The sequence below is a fragment of the Achromobacter xylosoxidans genome (assembly GCF_002192695.1).
In the GTDB taxonomy this organism is placed as follows: domain Bacteria; phylum Pseudomonadota; class Gammaproteobacteria; order Burkholderiales; family Burkholderiaceae_B; genus Achromobacter; species Achromobacter xylosoxidans_C.
Window position 1 is genome coordinate 73861 of record NZ_MTLG01000054.1, and the last position, 19634, is coordinate 93494.

The window sequence follows — 19634 nt, forward strand, 5'->3', positions numbered from 1 at the left end:
AAACATGAGCACACATCAACGTTTCGAGGGCCTGGTGGCCCTGGTCACCGGCGCCGCCCAGGGCGTGGGCCGGGCAACGGCCCGGCGCCTGGCGGCCGAAGGCGCGCACGTCGTCGTGGTGGACCGGGCAGAAGCGCAGGGCGCCGCCGTGGCCGAGGAAATCCGGGCCGCGGGCGGGCGCGCCAGCTTCGCCCAGGCCGATCTGGAAACCCATGAGGGCGCGCAATCCATGGTGCGCGCCGCGCTGGAAGTCAACGGCCGCATCGACGTGTCGGTGCACAACGTGGGCGGCACGATCTGGACCCGGCCGTTCTGGGAATACACGCCGGAGCAGATGCAGCGCGAGGTCAATCGCTCGCTGTGGCCCACGCTGTGGTCCTGCCGCGAAGTCATACCGGTGATGCGGGCGCAGGGCGCGGGCGCCATCGTCAACGTCGGCTCGAATGCCACGCGCGGCATCTACCGGGTGCCGTATTCGGCCTCCAAGGGCGGCGTGCACGCCGCCACCGTCTGCATGGCGCTGGAGCTGGCGAAGTCCGGCGTGCGCGTCAATTGCGTGTCGCCGGGCGCGCTGGACAACGGCGTGCGCGCGATTCCGCGCAACCAGGAAGCGCCGTCCGCGCAGGAGACCGCCTGGGTCGGCGAGATGTATGCCTCCTGCCTGCGCGACACCCCGCAGGACCGCCTGGGCCAGGCCGAGGAGGTTGCCGCGGCGATCTGCTTCATGGCCGCGCCCGAGGCGTCCTACATCACCGGGCAGATCATGTACGTGGCCGGCGGCGACATAGGCTGAGGATCGGGCTGGCTCAGCGGGCCTTGCGCCCGGCCGCCAGCCAGTCCAGGAAATCGCGGCCCGGCCCCTGGTCGCGCGCGATCGCGCCTATGGGCTGGAACGAACCCGGCGATTCGATGCGCACGCGCTGGAAATGCCCGTGCTGCATGTACCAGTTGCCCAGGGTCTGCGGCACCATCGCCAGGGCTTCCTGGGCCTGCATGACGGCGATGAGCAGCGGCATGGGCGGGGCGGCGCTGCTCAGCCTGCACAGCCGCGGCACCACGCCGGCGCGTTCGAAGAAGGCCTTGAACACCGCATGGATGGCCAGTTCGGGGCGGGGCTCTATCCATAGCTGGGAGGCCACCTGCGCCAGCGTGGGCGCGGCGTCCGGAGCCAGCAGCGGATGGCCGGCGGCGGCCACGATCACCGCCGCGTCGTCCTGCAGCGGCACGAATTCCAGACCGGCGGGCACGGCTTCCGGACGCCGGCACAGCAGCATGTCCAGGCTGCCGCTGGCCGCCTGCGGCAGCAGTTGTTCGCGGCTGCCTTCCACGACTTCCACCTGCAGTCCCGGGTGCGCCTTCATGTAGGCGGGCAGGCGCTCGGCCAGCAGGCCGCCGCTGGCGGCCGGTATGGCGCCCAGGCGCAGATGGCCGGTGGCGCCCTGGCGCAGGGCCGCCACCGAATCCGTGGAGGCGCGCAGCGTCGTCAACATGCTGCGGGCGCACTCCGCCATGAGCAGGCCGCTGCGCGTGGTGCGCATGCCGCGGGCATGGCGCTCGAACAGCTTTACGCCCAGCAGATCCTCGATGTCGGCCAGCGCATGGGTGGCCGCCGGCTGGCTCAGGCCGATATGGTTGGCCGCCTGCTGGATGCTGCCCAGATCGGCGATGCTGGCCAGCAATTGCAGGTGGCGCAAGCGGCCTCGGGCGAGCAGGCGGGAGAGCAGGGTGGCGGGAGCGATGTCCATGGCGCAGGCGGGCAAGCTATTCAAAATATGAATATATCCACGCATTAATGTATTTGAAATAAGGATATGCCCTGGACACAATGCAGCGATCCCTTACATCGCTTCCGTTCCCCAGGAGTGGCTGGTCCATGAAGTCCCGTCTGCTGCACGCGCTGGTTTGCGCCGTAACTTTCAGTGTTTCGTCCCTGGCCGCCGCCCAGGGCGCCTATCCCTCCCAGCCCTTGCGGCTGATCGTGCCGTTCGCGCCCGGCGGGTCCACGGACGCGCTGGCCCGCGCGGTGGCCGAGGGCTTGCGCAAGGAACTGGGCCAGAGCGTGGTGGTGGAGAACCGCGCCGGCGCGGGCGGCCTGCTCGGCACCGAGGCGGTGGCCCGGGCCGAACCCGACGGCTACACCCTGGGCATGGCCACGGTCAGCACCATGGCGGTCAATCCCCTGCTGTACGGCACCAAGCGCGTCAACCCCGAGACGCAGCTGAAACCGGTGGCCTCGGTGGCGACGGTGCCGGTCGTGTGGATGGTGAATCCGGCGTTTCCGGCACAGGACTTTGCGCAGTTCCTGGCCGAGCTGCGGGCCCATCCGGGCAAGTATTCGTTTGGCTCGCCCGGCGTGGGTTCGCTCGGGCACCTGAACCTGGCGGCCATGAACGCGGATCTGAAGGTCGATGTGCTGCACGTGCCGTACCGCGGCATGGGGCCGGCGCTGACCGCCGCGGTAGGCGGCGAAGTGCAGGTGCAGCAGGACCAGTACGCGTCCGCGCAATCGCTGGTCAAGGCCGGCAAGCTGCGCGCCATCGCCGTGTCCGCACCCGCCCGGATGCCCGACATGCCGGACCTGCCGACCATGGCGGAACTGGGGTATCCGCAGTTGAACGCGCTGGGCCAGACCTGGTTCGGCCTGGTCGTGCCCGCCGGCACGCCCGATGCCGTGGTGCAGCGCCTGAATCAGGCCGCCGTGCGTGCGCTGGCCGATCCGGCGCTGGTGCAGCGCCTGGCAGGCATGGGCGCGCAGCCCGACGCAGGCACGCCGCAGGCCTTCGCCGAGCGCATCGCGCAGACGCTGGCCGCCAATCGCAAAATCATTGAAACTGCCGGCATCAAGCTCGACGAGTGACCTGACCGGTTTTTTCCCCCGCCATTAAAGCCACAGGAGAGACAATGGGTGCCATCGACAAACTTGCGCCGTTCATCGACGCGCGCAGCGAGCGCTACGCGGAACTGAGCGACCGCATCTGGAGCCTGGCCGAACTGCGCTACGACGAGCATAAGTCCGCCGAGCTGCACATCGCCATGCTGGAGGAAGCCGGCTTTCGCGTCACGCGCGACGCCGCCGGCATTCCCACCGCCTTCGTGGCCGAGGCCGGCAGCGGCGGCCCGGTGATCGGCATCCTGGGCGAGTACGACGCGCTGTCCGGCCTGAGCCAGGAAAGCGGCGCCTACGCCTGCCAGCCTTCGCCGGAAACGCCGAACGGCAACGGCCACGGCTGCGGCCACCATTTGTTGGGCACGGCCGCGCATTTCGCCGCGGTGGCGGTCAAGGAATTCCTGGAGGCCAATGGCCTGCCCGGCACCATCCGCTTCTATGGCTGTCCGGCGGAAGAGGGCGGCTCGGGCAAGACCTTCATGGCGCGCGCCGGCCTGTTCGACGACGTGGACGCCGCGCTGACCTGGCATCCCGCATCGCACACGGGGATCTTCCACCAGTCGTCGCTGGCCAACATCCAGGCTTACTTCCGCTTCCGCGGCGTCGCGGCGCACGCGGCCAATTCGCCGCACCTGGGCCGCAGCGCGCTGGACGCGGTCGAGCTGATGAACGTGGGCGTGAACTACCTGCGCGAACACATGGTGCCGGATGCGCGCGTGCATTACGCCGTGACCAACAGCGGCGGCATTTCGCCGAACGTGGTGCAAGCCCGCGCCGAAGTGCTCTACCTGGTGCGCGCGCCCATCAATTCGCAGGCGTCCGAACTGTACGAACGCGTGCAGAACGTGGCGCGCGGCGCGGCCCTGATGACGGGCTGCGAACTGGAAATCGTGTTCGACAAGGCCTGCTCGAACTACATCCCCAACGGCGTGTTGAACCAGATCATGTACGCCAACATGCTGGCGCTGCAGGGGCCGGATTACAGCGCGGGCGAACAGCAGGCCGCGCGCCGCATGTGGGACGCGATTTCCGCGGACGACATTGACAATGCCGGCAAGAACCTGGGCGCGGTGCTGCGCAATCCCACGCCGCTGTTCACTGGCGTGGCGCCCTATGAACCCGGCAAGGCCGAGATTACGTATGGCTCCACCGACGTCGGCGACGTGAGCTGGGTCGCGCCCACCGCGCAATGCTGGGGCGCCTGCTACGCCTACGGCACGCCGTTCCATTCCTGGCAGATGGTGGCGCAGGGCAAGATGTCCATGGCGCACAAGGGCATGGTGCACGCGGCCAAGATCATCGCGGCGACCGCCGCCGATCTGTACACGCAGCCCGAGGCGCTGGCGCGGGCCAAGGAAGAATTGATGGAGACGCGCCGCGGGCAGCCTTACGTCTGCCCGATACCGGCGGACGTCTTGCCATCCTTTATGCGAAAGTAGAAAGGGCCCCCACGCCGCGCGCGCTTTGCGCGCTTGCTGCCCCCCGAGGGGGCGGCGCCGCCTTAGGGCGGCCTGGCGGCGGCGCGGGCCCCCACGCCGCGCGGGCTTTGCGCGCTTGCTGCCCCCGAGGGGGGGCAGCGCCGCCTTAGGGCGGCCTGGCGGCGGCGCGGGCCTCAAGCTACATGCGGTTTCAGGCCGGCAGGGACGGCGCGTATTGCGCGTCCGAATTGACCTTGGCGTGGAACTCCACCACCTTGCGCACCACCTTGACGGGATCGTCTTCGATGATGAAGAGATCCAGGTCGTGCGCGCCTATCATGCCGTTGGCCAGCACCTGGCCGCCCAGCCATTCGACCAGGCCGGACCAGTACTCGCTGCCCACCAGCACGATGGGCGCGGGCGGGACCTTGCCCGTCTGGATGAGCGTCAGCGCTTCGAAGAGTTCATCCAGGGTGCCGAAACCGCCAGGCATCGCCACATAGGCGAAGCTGTGCATGAAGAAGGTTGCCTTGCGCGAGAAAAAATACTCGAATGACAGGCTGATGGTTTGGTATTCGTTGTTGTGCGCTTCGTGGGGCAGGCTAATGTTCAGACCGATGCTGGTGCCGCCTGCTTCGAACGCGCCCTTGTTGGCTGCCTCCATGATGCCGGGACCGCCGCCGGCGATCACCGCGAAACCCGCATCCGCCAAGGCGGCGGAAATTGCGACGGTGGTTTCATAGTGGGGGGAATTGCGGCTGACTCGCGCACTGCCGAAGACGCTGACAGCAGGCCCGATGTTCGCGAGCTTGTCTGCCGCCGTCCGTATCTCTGACATAATCAGCGGAATTTGTTTGTTGGCGGGTGTTTCCGCAGCTATTGCCATATCTGCCTTTGTAACCATGAAAAAAACCTTATTACTGGTCGACGGTTCAAGTTACTTGTACCGCGCTTTCCACGCTATGCCTGATTTGCGCAACGCGCAAGGCGAACCCACGGGGGCGCTCTACGGCGTGGTGAATATGCTGCGCAAACTTGTCTCTGATCATAAGGCAGAGTATGCCGCATGTATTTTCGATGCCCGCGGCAAGACCTTCCGGGACGATCTCTACCCGGAATACAAGTCGCACCGCCCGCCCATGCCGGAAGACCTGGCCGCGCAGATCGAGCCCATCCACCGTGCCGTGCGCGCGCTGGGCTGGCCGGTGCTGGCCATCGAAGGGGTCGAGGCCGACGATGTGATCGGCACCCTGGCCAAGCGCGCCGCCGAGCACGACGTGCACACCATCGTGTCCACCGGCGACAAGGACCTGGCGCAGCTGGTCAACAGCCACGTCACCCTGGTCAACACCATGACCGGCGAAGTGCTGGACGAGGCCGGCGTGGTCAACAAGTTCGGCGTGCCGCCCGACCGCATCGTGGACTACCTGATGCTGGTGGGGGACGCGGTGGACAATGTCCCCGGCGTGACCAAGGTGGGCCCGAAGACGGCGGTCAAATGGCTTACGGAATTCGGCTCGATAGACAAGCTGGTGGACGGCGCGCAAGACATCAAGGGCGTGGCCGGCAGCAACCTGCGCGAAGCCATTCCCAACTTCCCGCTGACGCGCCAATTGCTGACCGTGAAGTACGACTGCGACCTGGCCGGCCATGTGGATGCCGTGGACGACCTGACGCCGCGCCCGCGCGACGATGCGACGCTGACCGAACTCTATGAACGCTACGGTTTCCGCACCTGGCTGCGCGACCTGACCGGCGACGCCGAACGCGTGCCGGCGGGCGACGCCCGCGTCGCGCACGAGGCGCCCGCCGCGCCCGTGGAGCTGGATTATCAGATCATTTCCGATTGGGCCGCGTTCGACGCCTGGATGGAAAAGCTGAAGGACGCGCCCCTGGTCGCGCTGGACACCGAGACCACCTCGCTGGATGAAATGCAGGCCAGGATGGTGGGCATGTCGCTGGCGGTGGCGCCTGGCGTGGCCTGCTATATCCCGGTCGCGCACCGCGGCCCGGACAACGCGCCGCAGCTGCCCAAGGCCGAGGTGCTGGCGCGCCTGAAGCCCTGGCTGGAGGATGCGTCGCGCGCCAAGCTGCTGCACCACGCCAAGTACGACGCGCACGTGTTCGCCAACGAAGGCATCAAGCTGTCCGGCATCACCGAAGACACGATGCTGCAGGCCTACGTGCTGGAGTCGCACCGCGGCGTGGGCCTGAACGACCTGGCGCAGCGCTACCTGGGCCGCAGCGGCGTGTCCTACGAGGACCTCTGCGGCAAGGGCGCCAAGCAGATCGGCTTTGACGAAGTGGCGGTGGACAAGGCCGGCCACTATGCCGCCGAGGACTCGGACTTCACCTTGCAATTGCACCAGGTGCTGCGCCCGATGGTGGCGGCCGACACAGGGCTGAACCGTATCTACCTGCTGGAAATGCAGGTGTCCTCGGTGCTGACCACGGTCGAGCGCAACGGCGTCAAGGTAGACGCCGCGGAACTGGGCCGCCAGAGCCACAAGCTGGGCCAGGAAATGCTGCAGCTGGAACAGAAGGCCTATGAATTGGCCGGCCAGCCCTTCAACCTGAATTCCCCCAAGCAGCTGGGCGAGATCCTGTTCGGCCGGATGCAGCTGCCGGTGGTGCGCAAGACCGCCAGCGGCGCGCCGTCCACCGACGAAGAGGTGCTGAGCAAGCTGGCGCAGGACTATCCGCTGCCGCAGGTGCTGCTGGAGTACCGCGGCTTGTCCAAGCTGAAGTCCACCTACACGGACAAGCTGCCGCGCATGATCAACCCGGACACCGGGCGGGTGCACACGCATTACTCGCAGGCTGCGGTGATCACCGGCCGCCTGGCTTCGTCCGATCCCAACCTGCAGAACATTCCGGTGCGCACCGAAGCCGGCCGGCGCGTGCGCGAGGCGTTCATCGCCGAGCAGGGCATGCTGCTGTCGGCGGACTATTCCCAGATCGAGCTGCGCATCATGGCGCACGTCTCGGATGACGCCAATCTCCAGCGCGCCTTCGCGGCGGGCGAGGACATCCACCGCGCCACGGCTTCGGAAGTGTTCGGCGTATCGCTGGCCGATGTCTCCACCGATCAACGCCGCGCGGCCAAGGCCATCAACTTCGGCCTGATCTACGGCATGGGGGTGTTTGGCCTGGCGTCCAACCTGGGCATCACGCGCGACGCCGCGCAGGCCTACATCGACCGCTATTTCGCCCGCTATCCCGGCGTGGCGATGTACATGGACGACACGCGCCGCCGCGCGCGCGAGCAGGGCTACGTGGAAACCGTCTTCGGACGCCGCCTGCAACTGCCGGAAATCCGCGGCGCTTCCGGCCCGCGCCGCCAGGCGGCCGAGCGTGCCGCCATCAACGCGCCCATGCAGGGCACGGCGGCCGACCTGATCAAGATGGCCATGATCGCGGTGCAGGACTGGCTGGAAGCCGAAAAGCTGCAGACGCGCATGATCATGCAGGTGCACGACGAACTGGTGCTGGAAGCGCCGGACGCCGAGCTGGAACTGGTCAAGGAAGCGCTGCCGCGCCTGATGTGCAACGTTGCGGAACTGCGCGTGCCGCTGGTGGCGGAAGTCGGCATGGGCAAGAACTGGGAGCAGGCCCACTAAGGCCGGAAGCACCCGGTCCCAGGACACATGGGCCGCTTCCGGGCGGCCCATTTCCGTTTTTGGTATTGAAACAATATAATGTTGCGCTTCCCTCGCCTCTAAAGCGTTCCCCCCAAAAATGTTGCTGCTCTGGATTCTGCTCGCCACCGTCACCGGCGGGCTTATCGCCGTCCTGGTCGCCAGTTGGCTGGCCTACAAGGTTTTCGCGCAGTACCTGCACCACATGGTCAGCCTGTCGGTGGGGGTGCTGCTGTCGGTGGCCCTGCTGCATCTGCTGCCCGAGGCCTTCGAGACCGGGGTGGGCGATGCCCACGTGCTGTTCGGCCTGATGCTGGCGTCCTTGATCGGCTTCTTCGTGTTGGAGAAGATTGCGCTGCTGCGGCATAGCCATCACCACGAGGGCGACGGCCATCACCATCACAAGGGCCACGACCGCCACGAGGCGGGCCGCGGCGGCGTGCTGATCCTGATCGGCAGCTCGCTGCACAATCTGTGCGACGGGGTTCTGGTGGCCGCGGCGTTCCTGACCGATCCGCTGCTGGGCGTGCTGACCGCGGCGTCCATCATCGTCCATGAAGTGCCGCACAAGCTGGGCGACTTCGTGGTGCTGCTCAACGCGGGCCTGGCGCGCCGCCGCGCCTTCTCCCTGATCCTCTTCACCAGCTTGTGTTCAGCCGTGGGCGGCATAATAGGGTACTTCGTGCTGCAGCAGGCGCAGCAATGGGTGCCGTATGTCCTGGTGGTTGCAGCCAGCAGCTTCCTTTACATCTCGGTGGCCGACCTGATGCCGCAAATGCATGAACGGGTATCCCTGGCCGATGCCGTCCCGCAATTACTGCTGGTCGGCGTGGGCGTGGCGCTGATCTACAGCGTCACCACGGTGATGCACCACGGGCACGACCATGAGGCCGACACCGGCCAGGGCGCGCCGCAAGTGGAGCATGTCCACCGGCACTAGGATCGGCGCGGGGCCATGCAGGCGCTGGCGGGATATCCGGCTTGGTTGATCATCCCTACACAGGAGTTCTTCATGAGTTTTTCCGCCGCAGCCGGCAATGTCGCGCCCACCGTGATCCATACGGACACCCAGGGTCTGGTCCACGGGGATTTCAAGCTGCCCGTGGCCGACGGCACGATCGCCGCCTATTACGCCGCGCCCGAAGGCAAGCGCGACCTGCCCATCGTGCTGGTGGTGCAGGAAATCTTTGGCGTGCATGAGCACATCAAGGACCTGTGCCGACGGGTCGCCAAGGCCGGCTACCTCGCTGTCGCCGCCAATCTTTACGAACGCCAGGGCGATGCATCGGTCTACACTGACATCCCCAAACTCATCGCCGAACTGGTCAGCAAGGTGCCGGACGAACAGGTTTTTGCCGACCTGGACGCCAGCGTGGCCTGGGCGGCCGCGCACGGCGGCGATCCCAAGCGCGTGGCGGTGACGGGCTTTTGCTGGGGCGGCCGCCTGACCTGGATGTACGCCGCGCACAATCCCGACGTGAAGGCGGCCGTGGCTTGGTACGGCAAGCTCAGCGTGGGCCATGGCCCGCTGATCAAGCGCTTTGCCTTCGACGTGGTCAACGAGCTGCACGCGCCGGTGCTGGGCCTGTACGGCGGCAAGGACGCCAGCATTCCGCTGGCCGATGTCGAAACCATGAAATCCAAACTGGCCGCCGGCAACGACAACGCCCGGCGCTCGGAATTCGTGGTGTACCCCGAGGCCGACCACGCCTTCCTGGCGGACTATCGCGCTAGCTACAAGGCCGAGGCCGCGCAGGACGGCTGGAAGCGCATGCTGGAGTGGTTCAAGCGCTATTTGTAGGACCGCCGGGCAGTGAAAACTGCCGGGAGCCCAGTTGAAAAAGCCGGCCGGAAGGCCGGCTTTTTCATTCTGCTCAGTTCCCCGCTTCGCGCAGGCGGCTGGGCAGCAGCTCGCCGTGGCGCGCCAGCAGGGGGTAGGCGGCCGCGCCGACCAGATGGGAATTGATCCCCTTCATGTCGCGCAGGATATCCAGGTACAGCGCGCCCACCTCGGCGGCGTCGACCTCGCCTCCTTTGATTTTCTGCAGGTGCGTGTCCGCCGCGTTGGTCTCGATCGAGCGGAAGCGCGCCTTTTCGCCAGCCAGCGCACGGGCCTGGCGCAGGTCGTCGTTGACGAACAGGGCGGCGGCGGTGCGCTGGTTGGAAATGAGCTGGCCCAGCGTGTCGTCGAGGCTGGCGCGCTGCTCGGGCGAAAAGACCCAGCCTTGCTTGCGCAGCTTGGCGATGTGGCTGAGCAGGCCGTGGTTGGCGATGTCGCCGGCATGGCCGATATTGCTGGTGAAGGCCAGGATGTCGTCCAGGCGCTGGATGTCGTCGCGCGTCATGTTCTCCTGGTCCAGGGTGGCCAGGTAGGTGGTGATGGCGTTTTCCAGCTTGTCCAGCGCCGCGTCCAGCTGGCGCGCCTGCACCATGCGGTGGCGGTTGTCGCGCTTGAAGCCGGCGCGGGCGTAGAGCAGCAGCGTCTGCAGCATGTCGGCCATGCGCAGCGCTTCGCGCGCCGCGTTGCCCAGGGCCACGGCCGGCACGTCATGGGCCCATTCATCCAGGTACTGGGGGCGCGACGGGTCGTTCGGATCCGCGCGCTTGGGCAGCCAGCGGGTCAGCAGGGCGGCGTAGGGCGTCAGCAGCGGCAGGAACACCAGGGCGATGACGGCGTTGAACAGGGTGTGGAAGTTGGCCACGGCGCGGGCCGGGTCGGATGCCAGGTCGCTCATCATCGGCTGCAAATAGGGCAGCAGCATCAGGCCGGCCAGCACGCCCACCACCCGCGTCAGCAGGTTGCCCAGCGGCAGGCGGCGGGCGGCGGGGTCGTCGCCGGTCACGCCCTCGATCATGGGGTTGATGGCGGTACCCAGGTTGGCCCCCAGCACCAGCGCAAAGGCGACGTGCGGCGCCACCATGTGATGGCTGGCCAGGGACATGACCAGCACCACCACGGCCACGCTGGAATGCGCCGCCCAGGTGAAGGCGGCCGCCAGCAGCACGGTCGCCACGGGCTGGGTCGACAGCGCGTCCAGGATCATGCCCAGCATGGGGGCGGTCTGGAACGGCTGGAACAGTTGGACCAGTTGGTGCAGCGACAGCAGCAGCAGCCCCAGGCCGATGAAGACGCGGCCCAGGTCGCGCGTGCGCCCCGGCGGATAGCGGCGGAACATCCATACGCCCGCGAGGATCAGGATGGGGGCGAGCGAAGTCAGGTCGAAGGACAGCAGCTGCACGATCAGCGTGGTGCCGACGTTGGCGCCCAGCATGGCGGCCAGGGCCGGCGCCAGGCCGACGACCCCGCCGGCCGCGAAGCCGGTGATCATCAGGCCGGTGGCCGTGCTGCTCTGCAATGCGGCGGTGATGCCCAGCCCGGCGGCGAAGGCCCGCAGCCGGGTGCCGAGCGCCTTGCCCAATGCCGCGCCCAGCGCGGCCCCGAAGGCGCGCTGCACGCCTGTTTGGACCATGTGCACGCCCCACAGCAGGAGGGCGACGTAGCCGGCGAAGTCAAGCAGGGTAATGAGTCCGGACATCCTGGCGTGTTTCCATTCTTTTATGACAAGTAATAATTCTGTAATGATCGCATGCGCGGCGCTGGCGGGGGAACCTGTCCCCGCAATACAGCATACGCTTGCCGGGCCTGCTGCGCGCGGGCTGGCCTACGCGTATCATTGCTTCATCATTTGCAGATGCATTGGAGTGTTGCGTGGCCGTTTCCGTATTCGACCTGTTCAAGATAGGCATAGGCCCGTCTAGCTCCCATACGGTGGGGCCCATGCGGGCCGCCCTGTTGTTCGCGCAAGGCCTGGAACGCGATGGGCTCATGCCCAGCGTGGCCTCGGTGCGCGCCGAGCTCTACGGCTCGCTGGGGGCCACGGGCAAGGGCCACGGAACCGACAAGGGGGTGCTGCTGGGCCTGATGGGCGAAGCGCCCGACACCGTCGATCCCGCCGCCATCGTCGGCATGATCGCGTCGGTGCGGGCCAGCCGCCAACTGCCATTGCTGGGGCGCTATCCGGTTCCTTTCATCGAAAAGGAACACATGATGTTCTACCGGCGCGAAGCCATGGCGGAGCATCCCAACGGCATGAAGTTTCACGCCTTTGACGCCAACGGCGAGTCGCTGCGCGAGGCCCGCTACCTGTCGGTGGGCGGCGGCTTCGTGGTGACGGCCGGCGCGTCCAACAGCCAGGTCATCGCCGCGCACGACCAATTGCCGTACCCGTTCCGCATGGGCCGCGAACTCATGTCCATGTGCCGCGAGAACGGCCTGACGGTGGCGCAGCTGATGATGAAGAACGAGCTGACCTGGCGCGACGAGGCCGAGGTGCACGCCGGGCTGGACCGCATCTGGCAGGTGATGCAGGACTGCGTGTCGCGCGGCTGTGGCATCAATTACCCGGAGGCCGACGGCGAACTGCCCGGCCCCTTGCGCGTGCGCCGCCGCGCGCCCGAGCTGTACCGCAACCTGACCCAGCGGGCCGAGCGCACGCTGTCCGATCCCCTGTCCGTGATGGACTGGGTCAATCTGTACGCCATGGCCGTCAACGAAGAGAACGCCGCGGGCGGGCGCGTGGTGACGGCGCCGACCAACGGCGCGGCCGGCATCATCCCGGCGGTGCTGCACTACTACGACCGTTTCGTGCCCGGCTCCAACCGCGAGGGCGTGCGCGATTTCCTGCTGACCGCGGCGGCCGTGGGCCTGCTGTACAAGTACAACGCCTCGCTGTCGGGCGCCGAGGTCGGCTGCCAGGGCGAGGTCGGCGTGGCCTGCTCGATGGCGGCGGGCGGGCTGGCCGCGGCCCTGGGCGGCACGGTCGAACAGGTCGAGAACGCGGCCGAGATCGGCATGGAGCACAACCTGGGCCTGACCTGCGATCCGGTCGGCGGCCTGGTGCAGATCCCCTGTATCGAGCGCAACGCCATGGCCTCCATCAAGGCCGTGAACGCCGCCCGCATGGCGCTGCGCGGCGACGGCCAGCATTACGTGTCGCTGGACTCCGTCATCAAGACCATGCGTGAAACCGGCGCCGACATGAAGACCAAGTACAAGGAAACCGCGCGTGGCGGGCTGGCGGTGAACATCGTCGAGTGCTGACCGGCATTCCAGGTTCCGCCCAAGAAAAAGCCCCTCCGTGGAGGGGCTTTTTGCTGGCTGCGAGGCTTAGACCACGCGTGCGTTCTGCAGCGCGGCGATGCGGGCCGGGATCGGCGGGTGCGAGGCGAACATCGCGGCCAGGCCGCCCTTGCCGGTGATGCCCGAGGCCTCGAAGGACTTGGGCAGTTCGCCAGGTTCCAGGCCGCCCAGGCGGGCCAGGGCGCGGATCATGGGTTCGCGCGCGCCCATCAGGTGGGCCGAGCCGGCGTCGGCGCGGTATTCGCGCTGGCGCGAGAACCAGGCCACGATGATCGAGGCCAGCACGCCGAAAATGATTTCACAGACCAGCACGGTGATGTAGTAGCCCGGGCCGATGCCGCGTTCGTTCTTGAACACCACGCGGTCGATGAAGTAGCCGACCACGCGGGCCAGGAACACGACGAAGGTGTTCACCACGCCCTGGATCAGGGTCAGCGTGACCATGTCGCCATTGGCGATGTGCGCGACTTCGTGCGCCAGCACGGCGGCGACTTCTTCCTCGCTCATGCTTTCCAAGAGGCCGGTGGAGACCGCGACCAGGGAGTCGTTCTTGAATGCGCCGGTGGCGAAGGCGTTGGGCGCGCCTTCATAGATGGCGACTTCCGGGCGGCCGATGCCGGCGCGGTCGGCCAGCTGGTGCACGGTGTCGACCAGCCAGGCTTCGCGCTGGTTGCGGGGCGAGTTCGGGTCCAGCACCTGGGCGCCGGTGCTCCACTTGGCCATGGGCTTGCTGATCAAGAGCGAGATGATCGCGCCGGTGAAGCCCACCACCACCGAGAAGATCAGCAGGGCGTTGAGGTTCAGGCCGTTGGCGGTGATGTAGCGGTCCACGCCCAGGATGCGCAGCGTGGCCGACAGCACCAGCATGACAGCCAGGTTGGTCAGGACGAACAGGACAATGCGTTTCATGTTTTTTGTGTTCCTCTGCGAGCAGGATATGCCGGAATTCGACACTGCCGCGGCCCGCCAGTTCCCCGACTTGCGGCGCCGCTTCCGGTGACGGAGAGTATAGTATCGCTTTCCCTTAGTCCTCCCCACTTTTCCCTTAGCGTAGACCCCCATGCAGGCACTCTGGATGTTGCTGGCGTCCGCCATGTTCGCCATCATGGGTTCGTTCGTGAAGCTCGGCACCGAACACGGCGCCTCGCTGCCGCAAGTCGTGCTTTTTCGCGGACTGCCCTCGGTCATCCTGCTGCTGATCTGGGCCCGCGCCGGCCGCCAGTCCATCATCCCCGTCAGCTGGAAACTCCACCTGTGGCGCAACCTGTCCGGCGTCACCTCGATGTGGCTGGGTTTCTTCGCCATCGCCCATCTGCCCCTGGCCACGGCCACCAGCCTGAACTACACGGCGCCGCTGTTCATCGCCTGTTGGATGCTGGGCTGGGGCGGCGCGCAGCGGGATTCCGTGCGCATCGTGGCGGTGGCGCTGGGGTTCCTGGGCGTGATCGCGGTGCTGCGACCAAGCATCAACGAGGACCAGTGGCTGGCCGCCTTGCTGGGGATGACCGCCGGCGCCATGTCGGCCATCGCCATGATGCAGATCCGCCAGTTGGGCCGGGTCGGTGAACCCGAATGGCGCACCGTGCTGTTCTTCTCCGTGGCCGTTTGCGTGTCCAGCCTGGCCGGACTGTTGTTCGAGGGCTGGGGCCACGCCGACTGGACCGGCTATCTGTCGCTGCTGGGCGTGGGCGTGACGGGCCTGTTCGGGCAACTGGCCATGACCCGCGCCTTCGGCCTGGGGTCGGCGCTGCTGACGGCGGCGCTGCAGTACAGCACCATCATCTTCGCGGCCTTGCTGGGCATGGGCTTCTGGGGCGAACAGCTGGACGCCCTGGCCTGGGCCGGCATGGGCCTGATCATTTTCGCGGGGCTGTTGTCGATCTGGCGCACCATGCGCGATCCCAAGCCGGCCTGACCCGCGGTATCCACGCACCATTACGGGAGCACACCGAATGACGATGACCCTGATTTCCGCCGCCGATCTGGCCGCGCGCTTGAATGCGCCCGACGTGCGCGTGTTCGACGTGCGCCACGACCTGAGCAACCACGCGGCGGGCCGTCAGGCTTACGACGCCGGCCATATTCCCGGCGCCCGCTACCTGGATCACGAAACCGAACTGGCCGCGGCCCGCACTGGTAAGAACGGCCGCCATCCGCTGCCCTCGCGCGCCGCGTTCGGCGCGCTCATGGCCGCCCACGGCGTGACGCCGCAAACCCTGGTGGTGGCCTACGACGCCAGCGGCGGCATGTACGCCGCGCACCTGTGGTGGATGCTGCGCTGGCTCGGCCACGATCAGGTGGCGGTGCTGGACGGCGGCTGGCAGGCCTGGACCGCGGCCGGCCTGCCGACCACCACCGAAGCCGCTGCCGCCGTGCGTGCCGGGCAGCCGGTCGAGCTGGGCTCCTCGCTGGCCGGTTCGGTGGACGCCCAGGCGGTGCTGGACAATATTCCCCGTCAGGCCTTCACCGTGATCGACGCGCGCGCCGCCAACCGCTATCGCGGCGAGGTCGAGCCCATGGATCCGGTGGCCGGCCACATTCCGGGCGCGCTGAACCGTCCCAACGGCGAGAACCTCCAGGCCGACGGCCGCTTCAAGCCGGCCGCGCAGCTGCGCGAGGAGTTCGCCAGCCTGCTGGACGGCCGCGATCCGGCCGCCATCGTGCATCAGTGCGGCTCGGGCATCACGGCCTGCCACAACCTGTTGTCCATGGAGATCGCCGGCCTGTCGGGTTCGCGCCTGTATCCGGGTTCCTGGAGCGAGTGGTGCAGCGATCCGTCCCGGCCGGTGGCCAAGGGCGCCTAGGACCCTAGCGGCCGGGGGCTGCGTCCGGGCCCGGACGTCCTGGCGTCCGCGAATACCCGGGAGCCCAAAAAGTCCACCAGCGCCCGCACCTTGGGCGATGGATGCTTGCTGGCGGGCCACAGGATGTGGAAGACATTGGTCCGCTCCGCCTGTCCCTTCAGGACCTGCACCAGGCGGCCATCCGCCAAGGGTTCGCGAATGGCGAAATCCGGTAGATAGGCGATACCCAGCCCTTGCAGCGCAAAGCAGGCGCGCGTCTCGATGTTGTTGCAGATCATCGAGACGGGCAGTTGCAGTTCGGGCTCGCCCGCCGCTTGCCGCAAGGCCCAGGTTTCCAGCTTGCCGCTACTGGGAAAGCGGTAGTGCAGGCAACTGTGGCGGAGCAGATCGGCCGGCGCCTTGGGCGTGCCCCGGCTGGCCAGATAGGCGGGCGAGGCGACCAGCAAGATCTGGAAGGCGCCCAGGCGCCGCGCCGACAGCCGGGAGTCGGCCGGTTCGCCCGTGCGCACCACGGCGTCGAAGCCTTCTTCGATCACGTCCACCATGCGGTCGGTGAAATCCAGGTCGAGTTCGATCTCGGGATATTCGCGCATGAACTCGCCCAGCACCGGCAGCACCAGTCCGCTGACCAGCGGCAGGCTGACGCGCAAGCGTCCGCGCGGCGCGCCGGCCGCCTGTGACAGCTCCAGTTCGGCCGCCTCGATCTCCGCCAGGATGCGGCGGCTGCGTTCCAGGAACAGCGCGCCTTCGGCGGTCAGGGTGACGCTGCGGGTGCTGCGGTGGAACAGGCGCACTCCCAGTTTTTCTTCCAGCCGCGCCACGCTTTTGCCGATGGCGGATGCTGACACGCCCAGTAGCCGGCCGGCGGCGACGAAGCTGCGCGTTTCGGCCACCTGCACGAACACGACAAAGCCATTAAGGCTATCCATCTCGTTTCCTTGATTGCGGACGTTTAGTTCCGCATAAGAAGGAAATGTAGCCTACTTTTTCTTTAATCTCGGGGCTTATATCGTCTCGACACCAAGCTTCAACCCAGGTGTCCAGCATGAAAAAAACCACGAATTCTCCGCGCCCGCGCACTGCGCCCGGGCATTCCGCCACCGCCGGCCAAGACCGCCTGCCGCTGGGCTCGCTGCTGGCGTTGGCCATGGCGGGTTTCATCACCATCCTGACCGAGGCGCTGCCCGCGGGGCTGTTGCCGCAGATGGCGCAGGGCCTGGCCGTGTCGCAGGCCCGCATCGGCCAAACCGTCACGATTTATGCAATCGGTTCGCTGGTGGCGGCGATCCCGCTGGTCGCCGCCACCCGGGGCGTGCGGCGGCGTCCGCTGCTGCTGGCGGCGATCGCAGGATTCGTGCTGGCCAATACGGTGACCGCCTTGTCCTCCAGCTATGTGCTGACCCTGGCCGCGCGCTTCCTGGCCGGCGTGTCGGCGGGGCTGTTGTGGGCGCTGCTGGCGGGCTACGCCGCGCGCATGGTGCCCGCGCACCAGCAGGGCCGCGCGATCGCGGTGGCGATGCTGGGCGCGCCGCTGGCGCTGTCGCTGGGAGTGCCGGCCGGAACCTTCCTGGGGGCGCTGTGGGGCTGGCGCATCGGCTTCGGCATCATGAGCCTGCTCGCGGTGATGCTGATGGTCTGGGTGCGCTTGCGCGTGCCGGACTTTGCGGGACAGGCCCGGGGCCGGCAATTGCCGCTGCGGCGCGTATTCCTGCTGCCCGGCGTGCGTGCGGTGCTATTCGCGGTGCTGGCTTTCGTGCTGGCGCACAACATCCTCTACATCTACATCGCGCCGTTCCTGGCATCGCTGGGGATGGCCGCAAGCACCGAGCTGGTGTTGCTGGTGTTCGGACTGAGTTCCATCGTCGGCATCTGGATGGTCGGGACGCTGATCGACCGCCATTTGCGCGTGCTGACCCTGGCCTGCATCAGCCTGTTCGGCCTGGCCGCGCTGGCCCTGGGCGTCGCGGGCGGCGTGCCGGTCATGCTCTATTTGGCGGTGGCGGCCTGGGGCGTGGCGTTCGGCGGCTCGCCGACGCTGTTCCAGACGGCATTGGCCAAGACGGCGGGCGATGCCGCAGACGTTGCGCAGTCCATGCTGGTCACTGCCTGGAATACGGCGATTGCCGCGGGCGGCGTCGTCGGCGGCGTGCTGCTCGAACGCCTGGGCGTAACGGCGTTCGTGCCGGCGCTGCTGGTGTTGCTGGCGGCGACCCTGGCGGTCGCCTGGGCCGCCAGGACGCATGGCTTTCCCGCCAGCCCTACCAGATGGCAGCCAGCTTGACCCGTCCCGAGATGCTCTCGGCGATCTCCAGGAAGTGGTCCAGGGGTGGCGTGGCCAGGCCTGGAACCTTGGCCATGTCGTCCCAGCGCCTCAGGCGGATCGCGTCCGGCGCGCCCGGCATGCTCGCGAAATCCACCGCCTGGCCCGCATCGAAACTGCCCCCCTGCAGCGCCAGGCTGCGTTTCGAATCCTCCGAGAGCGACGCTTCATATTGCGGTTCCACATAGCAGAGGTAACGCTTGGCCTCCACATGCAGCCGGATCGGGTCCAGCACCGCCGGGCTGAACAGGCCGCGCAGGAAGGGCAGGACGAAATACTGGTGCTTGTCGTCGATGCCGCGCAGCGTGGGCGTGCCCGGCCGGTCGGCGATGAGATGGCCCAGGTCGTGCAGCAGGCAGGCGGTGATCAGATGGGCGCCGGCGCCATTGCGTTCGGCCAGCGCCGCGGTCTGCAGCGCATGCCGCAGGTGGCTGACGGATTCGCCGTCATAGGAGCGGTGCCCGCGCTCCAGGAAGATCTGCTCGATATCTTGCAAGGTCAAGGCCATGGTTGTCTCCTGAGTGGCCGCATAGGGGAGGGCGGCGCTCAGCCCGCGGCTGGCGCCATCTCCAGAAAGCGCGCGATCAGCTGCACCGGTTGGCGCTCGCGCAGGCAGTACAGGTATTCGTGCATCACGATGTCGGCGCCCTCGATGTCCAGCGCCGCCAGTTCGGGATGGGAAGGGATCTCGCGCGAAGGGATCAGGCTGATTCCCAGCCCGCACAGGATGGCCTGGCGGATGGATTCGCGGCTGCCGATCTCCAGCGTGCGGCGCACCGTGACGCCGGCCGCCTGCAAGGCGTCCTCCGTCAGCTGCCGCGTCATGGAGCCGGGCTCGCGCAACAGCAGCGCGTGTTCGGCCAGGTCGGCCAGGCGGACCTGGCCCAGGCGCGCCAGCGGGTGGTCGCGATGCGCCACCACGCGGATGGGGTCGGCCGCGATCATGCGCCGGTACAGATGCTTGTCATCCATCAGAAAGGATGACGTGGCAATCTCGATGCGATAGTCATGCAGCGCGTGCAGCATGGTCTGCGAATTGCCGATGGTCAGCGTCAGGTCTATGCCGGGGTAGCGCTGGTTGTAGGCGCGCACCGTGTCCATGATGTAGTAGGGGCCGGTGGCGCCGATGCGCAGATTGCCTTCGCGCAGGTCGCTGGCGTCGCGCAGCCGGAAGTCGATCTCGGTTTCTTGCTGCACCAGCTTTTCCACCATGGGCATCAGGCTGTGGCCGGCGTCCGACAGGCGCATGCCGCGCCCCTGGCGGTGGAACAGCTCGACGCCGTAACGCGACTCCAGCTGGCGCAACTGCCCCGTCACCGTGGGCTGGCTGACGCCCAGTTGGGCGGCGGCCTTGGTGACGGTGCCGCAGCGGGCCACGGCATAGAAGGATTTGAGTTCGGCGACAAGCACGGTGCAGGAGGCGGAAT

General features: G+C 67.4%; 17 protein-coding genes. 10 read left to right on the forward strand and 7 right to left on the reverse strand.

The genetic code is table 11. The features are described from left to right. Positions 1-4 precede the first annotated feature (4 nt). Positions 5-793, forward strand: a complete 789-nt coding sequence (locus BRO63_RS08305; RefSeq protein ID WP_088139266.1) for a 1,6-dihydroxycyclohexa-2,4-diene-1-carboxylate dehydrogenase — start codon at positions 5-7, stop codon at positions 791-793. A gap of 13 nt (positions 794-806) precedes the next feature. Here the strand turns inward: BRO63_RS08305 and BRO63_RS08310 are convergent, their stop codons facing one another. Further along, positions 807-1769 carry a LysR family transcriptional regulator gene (locus BRO63_RS08310; RefSeq protein WP_256942904.1) on the reverse strand — a complete coding sequence of 321 codons (963 nt, stop codon included), beginning with the start codon at positions 1767-1769 and terminating at the stop codon, positions 807-809. 104 nt (positions 1770-1873) lie between these two features. Here BRO63_RS08310 and BRO63_RS08315 point away from each other — a divergent pair, with 104 nt between their 5' ends. Both BRO63_RS08315 and BRO63_RS08320 read left to right on the forward strand, forming a co-directional pair. Next, on the forward strand, positions 1874-2857 hold the full coding sequence (locus tag BRO63_RS08315) for a Bug family tripartite tricarboxylate transporter substrate binding protein (RefSeq protein WP_088139268.1): 984 nt from the start codon (positions 1874-1876) through the stop codon (positions 2855-2857). Positions 2858-2901: 44 nt separating this feature from the next. Next, positions 2902-4326, forward strand: coding sequence for a M20 family metallopeptidase (locus BRO63_RS08320; protein ID WP_088139269.1), 1425 nt, complete (start codon positions 2902-2904; stop codon positions 4324-4326). Positions 4327-4516: 190 nt separating this feature from the next. On the opposite strand, the gene BRO63_RS08325 is transcribed toward BRO63_RS08320, so the two are convergent. Then, positions 4517-5209 carry an LOG family protein gene (locus BRO63_RS08325; RefSeq protein WP_444978601.1) on the reverse strand — a complete coding sequence of 231 codons (693 nt, stop codon included), beginning with the start codon at positions 5207-5209 and terminating at the stop codon, positions 4517-4519. On the opposite strand from BRO63_RS08325, the gene polA reads away from it, so the two are divergent. The 3 genes from polA (at position 5208) to BRO63_RS08340 (ending at position 9744) form a co-directional block, all read left to right on the forward strand. Beyond that, positions 5208-7925, forward strand: a complete 2718-nt coding sequence (polA, locus tag BRO63_RS08330; RefSeq protein ID WP_088139270.1) for a DNA polymerase I — start codon at positions 5208-5210, stop codon at positions 7923-7925. The two genes, BRO63_RS08325 and polA, sit on opposite strands and share 2 nt — an antisense overlap. A 118-nt stretch (positions 7926-8043) precedes the next feature. Continuing rightward, complete coding sequence (locus BRO63_RS08335) at positions 8044-8883, forward strand: ZIP family metal transporter (protein ID WP_088139271.1); 840 nt, start codon at positions 8044-8046, stop codon at positions 8881-8883. Positions 8884-8955: 72 nt separating this feature from the next. After that, positions 8956-9744 carry a dienelactone hydrolase family protein gene (locus BRO63_RS08340; protein WP_088139343.1) on the forward strand — a complete coding sequence of 263 codons (789 nt, stop codon included), beginning with the start codon at positions 8956-8958 and terminating at the stop codon, positions 9742-9744. A gap of 73 nt (positions 9745-9817) precedes the next feature. Here BRO63_RS08340 and BRO63_RS08345 read toward each other — a convergent pair whose 3' ends face one another. Further along, a complete protein-coding gene (locus tag BRO63_RS08345; protein WP_088139272.1) occupies positions 9818-11479 on the reverse strand; it encodes a Na/Pi cotransporter family protein in 1662 nt (553 codons plus the stop codon). 173 nt (positions 11480-11652) lie between these two features. Between BRO63_RS08345 and BRO63_RS08350 the strand changes: the two genes are divergently transcribed. Beyond that, positions 11653-13044: an L-serine ammonia-lyase gene (locus BRO63_RS08350; protein ID WP_088139273.1), complete on the forward strand. Its 1392-nt coding sequence runs from the start codon at positions 11653-11655 to the stop codon at positions 13042-13044. A gap of 66 nt (positions 13045-13110) precedes the next feature. On the opposite strand, the gene htpX is transcribed toward BRO63_RS08350, so the two are convergent. Beyond that, entirely contained in the window at positions 13111-13992 is an 882-nt protein-coding gene (gene htpX / locus BRO63_RS08355; RefSeq protein WP_088139274.1) for a protease HtpX, read from the reverse strand. A 151-nt stretch (positions 13993-14143) separates the two neighbouring features. On the opposite strand from htpX, the gene BRO63_RS08360 reads away from it, so the two are divergent. Both BRO63_RS08360 and BRO63_RS08365 read left to right on the forward strand, forming a co-directional pair. Beyond that, positions 14144-14998, forward strand: a complete 855-nt coding sequence (locus BRO63_RS08360) for a DMT family transporter (protein WP_088139275.1) — start codon at positions 14144-14146, stop codon at positions 14996-14998. A 37-nt stretch (positions 14999-15035) separates the two neighbouring features. Continuing rightward, positions 15036-15887, forward strand: a complete 852-nt coding sequence (locus tag BRO63_RS08365; RefSeq protein WP_088139276.1) for a sulfurtransferase — start codon at positions 15036-15038, stop codon at positions 15885-15887. On the opposite strand, the gene BRO63_RS08370 is transcribed toward BRO63_RS08365, so the two are convergent. Then, on the reverse strand, positions 15884-16816 hold the full coding sequence (locus BRO63_RS08370; protein ID WP_088139277.1) for a LysR family transcriptional regulator: 933 nt from the start codon (positions 16814-16816) through the stop codon (positions 15884-15886). The two genes, BRO63_RS08365 and BRO63_RS08370, sit on opposite strands and share 4 nt — an antisense overlap. Before the next feature lie 116 nt (positions 16817-16932). On the opposite strand from BRO63_RS08370, the gene BRO63_RS08375 reads away from it, so the two are divergent. Then, positions 16933-18168 (forward strand): MFS transporter, encoded by a 1236-nt coding sequence (locus BRO63_RS08375; RefSeq protein WP_373557768.1) that lies wholly within the window; start codon positions 16933-16935, stop codon positions 18166-18168. Here the strand turns inward: BRO63_RS08375 and BRO63_RS08380 are convergent. Both BRO63_RS08380 and BRO63_RS08385 read right to left on the reverse strand, forming a co-directional pair. Continuing rightward, positions 18146-18715, reverse strand: a complete 570-nt coding sequence (locus tag BRO63_RS08380) for a phosphonate degradation HD-domain oxygenase (RefSeq protein ID WP_088139278.1) — start codon at positions 18713-18715, stop codon at positions 18146-18148. The genes BRO63_RS08375 and BRO63_RS08380 overlap by 23 nt on opposite strands. Positions 18716-18753: 38 nt before the next feature. Beyond that, positions 18754-19617, reverse strand: coding sequence for a LysR family transcriptional regulator (locus BRO63_RS08385; RefSeq protein WP_088139345.1), 864 nt, complete (start codon positions 19615-19617; stop codon positions 18754-18756). Positions 19618-19634: the final 17 nt, after the last annotated feature.

What these genes read in the sequence shown, in the direction of transcription:
- BRO63_RS08305 (WP_088139266.1), top strand. Translation starts at nt 5, where the DNA reads ATGAGCACACATCAACGTTTCGAGGGCCTGGTGGCCCTGGTCACCGGC.
- BRO63_RS08315 (WP_088139268.1), top strand. Translation starts at nt 1,874, where the DNA reads ATGAAGTCCCGTCTGCTGCACGCGCTGGTTTGCGCCGTAACTTTCAGT.
- BRO63_RS08320 (WP_088139269.1), top strand. Translation starts at nt 2,902, where the DNA reads ATGGGTGCCATCGACAAACTTGCGCCGTTCATCGACGCGCGCAGCGAG.
- polA (WP_088139270.1), top strand. Translation starts at nt 5,208, where the DNA reads ATGAAAAAAACCTTATTACTGGTCGACGGTTCAAGTTACTTGTACCGC.
- BRO63_RS08325 (WP_444978601.1), bottom strand. Translation starts at nt 5,209, where the DNA reads ATGGTTACAAAGGCAGATATGGCAATAGCTGCGGAAACACCCGCCAAC.
- BRO63_RS08335 (WP_088139271.1), top strand. Translation starts at nt 8,044, where the DNA reads ATGTTGCTGCTCTGGATTCTGCTCGCCACCGTCACCGGCGGGCTTATC.
- BRO63_RS08340 (WP_088139343.1), top strand. Translation starts at nt 8,956, where the DNA reads ATGAGTTTTTCCGCCGCAGCCGGCAATGTCGCGCCCACCGTGATCCAT.
- BRO63_RS08345 (WP_088139272.1), bottom strand. Translation starts at nt 11,479, where the DNA reads ATGTCCGGACTCATTACCCTGCTTGACTTCGCCGGCTACGTCGCCCTC.
- htpX (WP_088139274.1), bottom strand. Translation starts at nt 13,992, where the DNA reads ATGAAACGCATTGTCCTGTTCGTCCTGACCAACCTGGCTGTCATGCTG.
- BRO63_RS08360 (WP_088139275.1), top strand. Translation starts at nt 14,144, where the DNA reads ATGCAGGCACTCTGGATGTTGCTGGCGTCCGCCATGTTCGCCATCATG.
- BRO63_RS08365 (WP_088139276.1), top strand. Translation starts at nt 15,036, where the DNA reads ATGACGATGACCCTGATTTCCGCCGCCGATCTGGCCGCGCGCTTGAAT.
- BRO63_RS08370 (WP_088139277.1), bottom strand. Translation starts at nt 16,816, where the DNA reads ATGGATAGCCTTAATGGCTTTGTCGTGTTCGTGCAGGTGGCCGAAACG.
- BRO63_RS08375 (WP_373557768.1), top strand. Translation starts at nt 16,933, where the DNA reads ATGAAAAAAACCACGAATTCTCCGCGCCCGCGCACTGCGCCCGGGCAT.
- BRO63_RS08380 (WP_088139278.1), bottom strand. Translation starts at nt 18,715, where the DNA reads ATGGCCTTGACCTTGCAAGATATCGAGCAGATCTTCCTGGAGCGCGGG.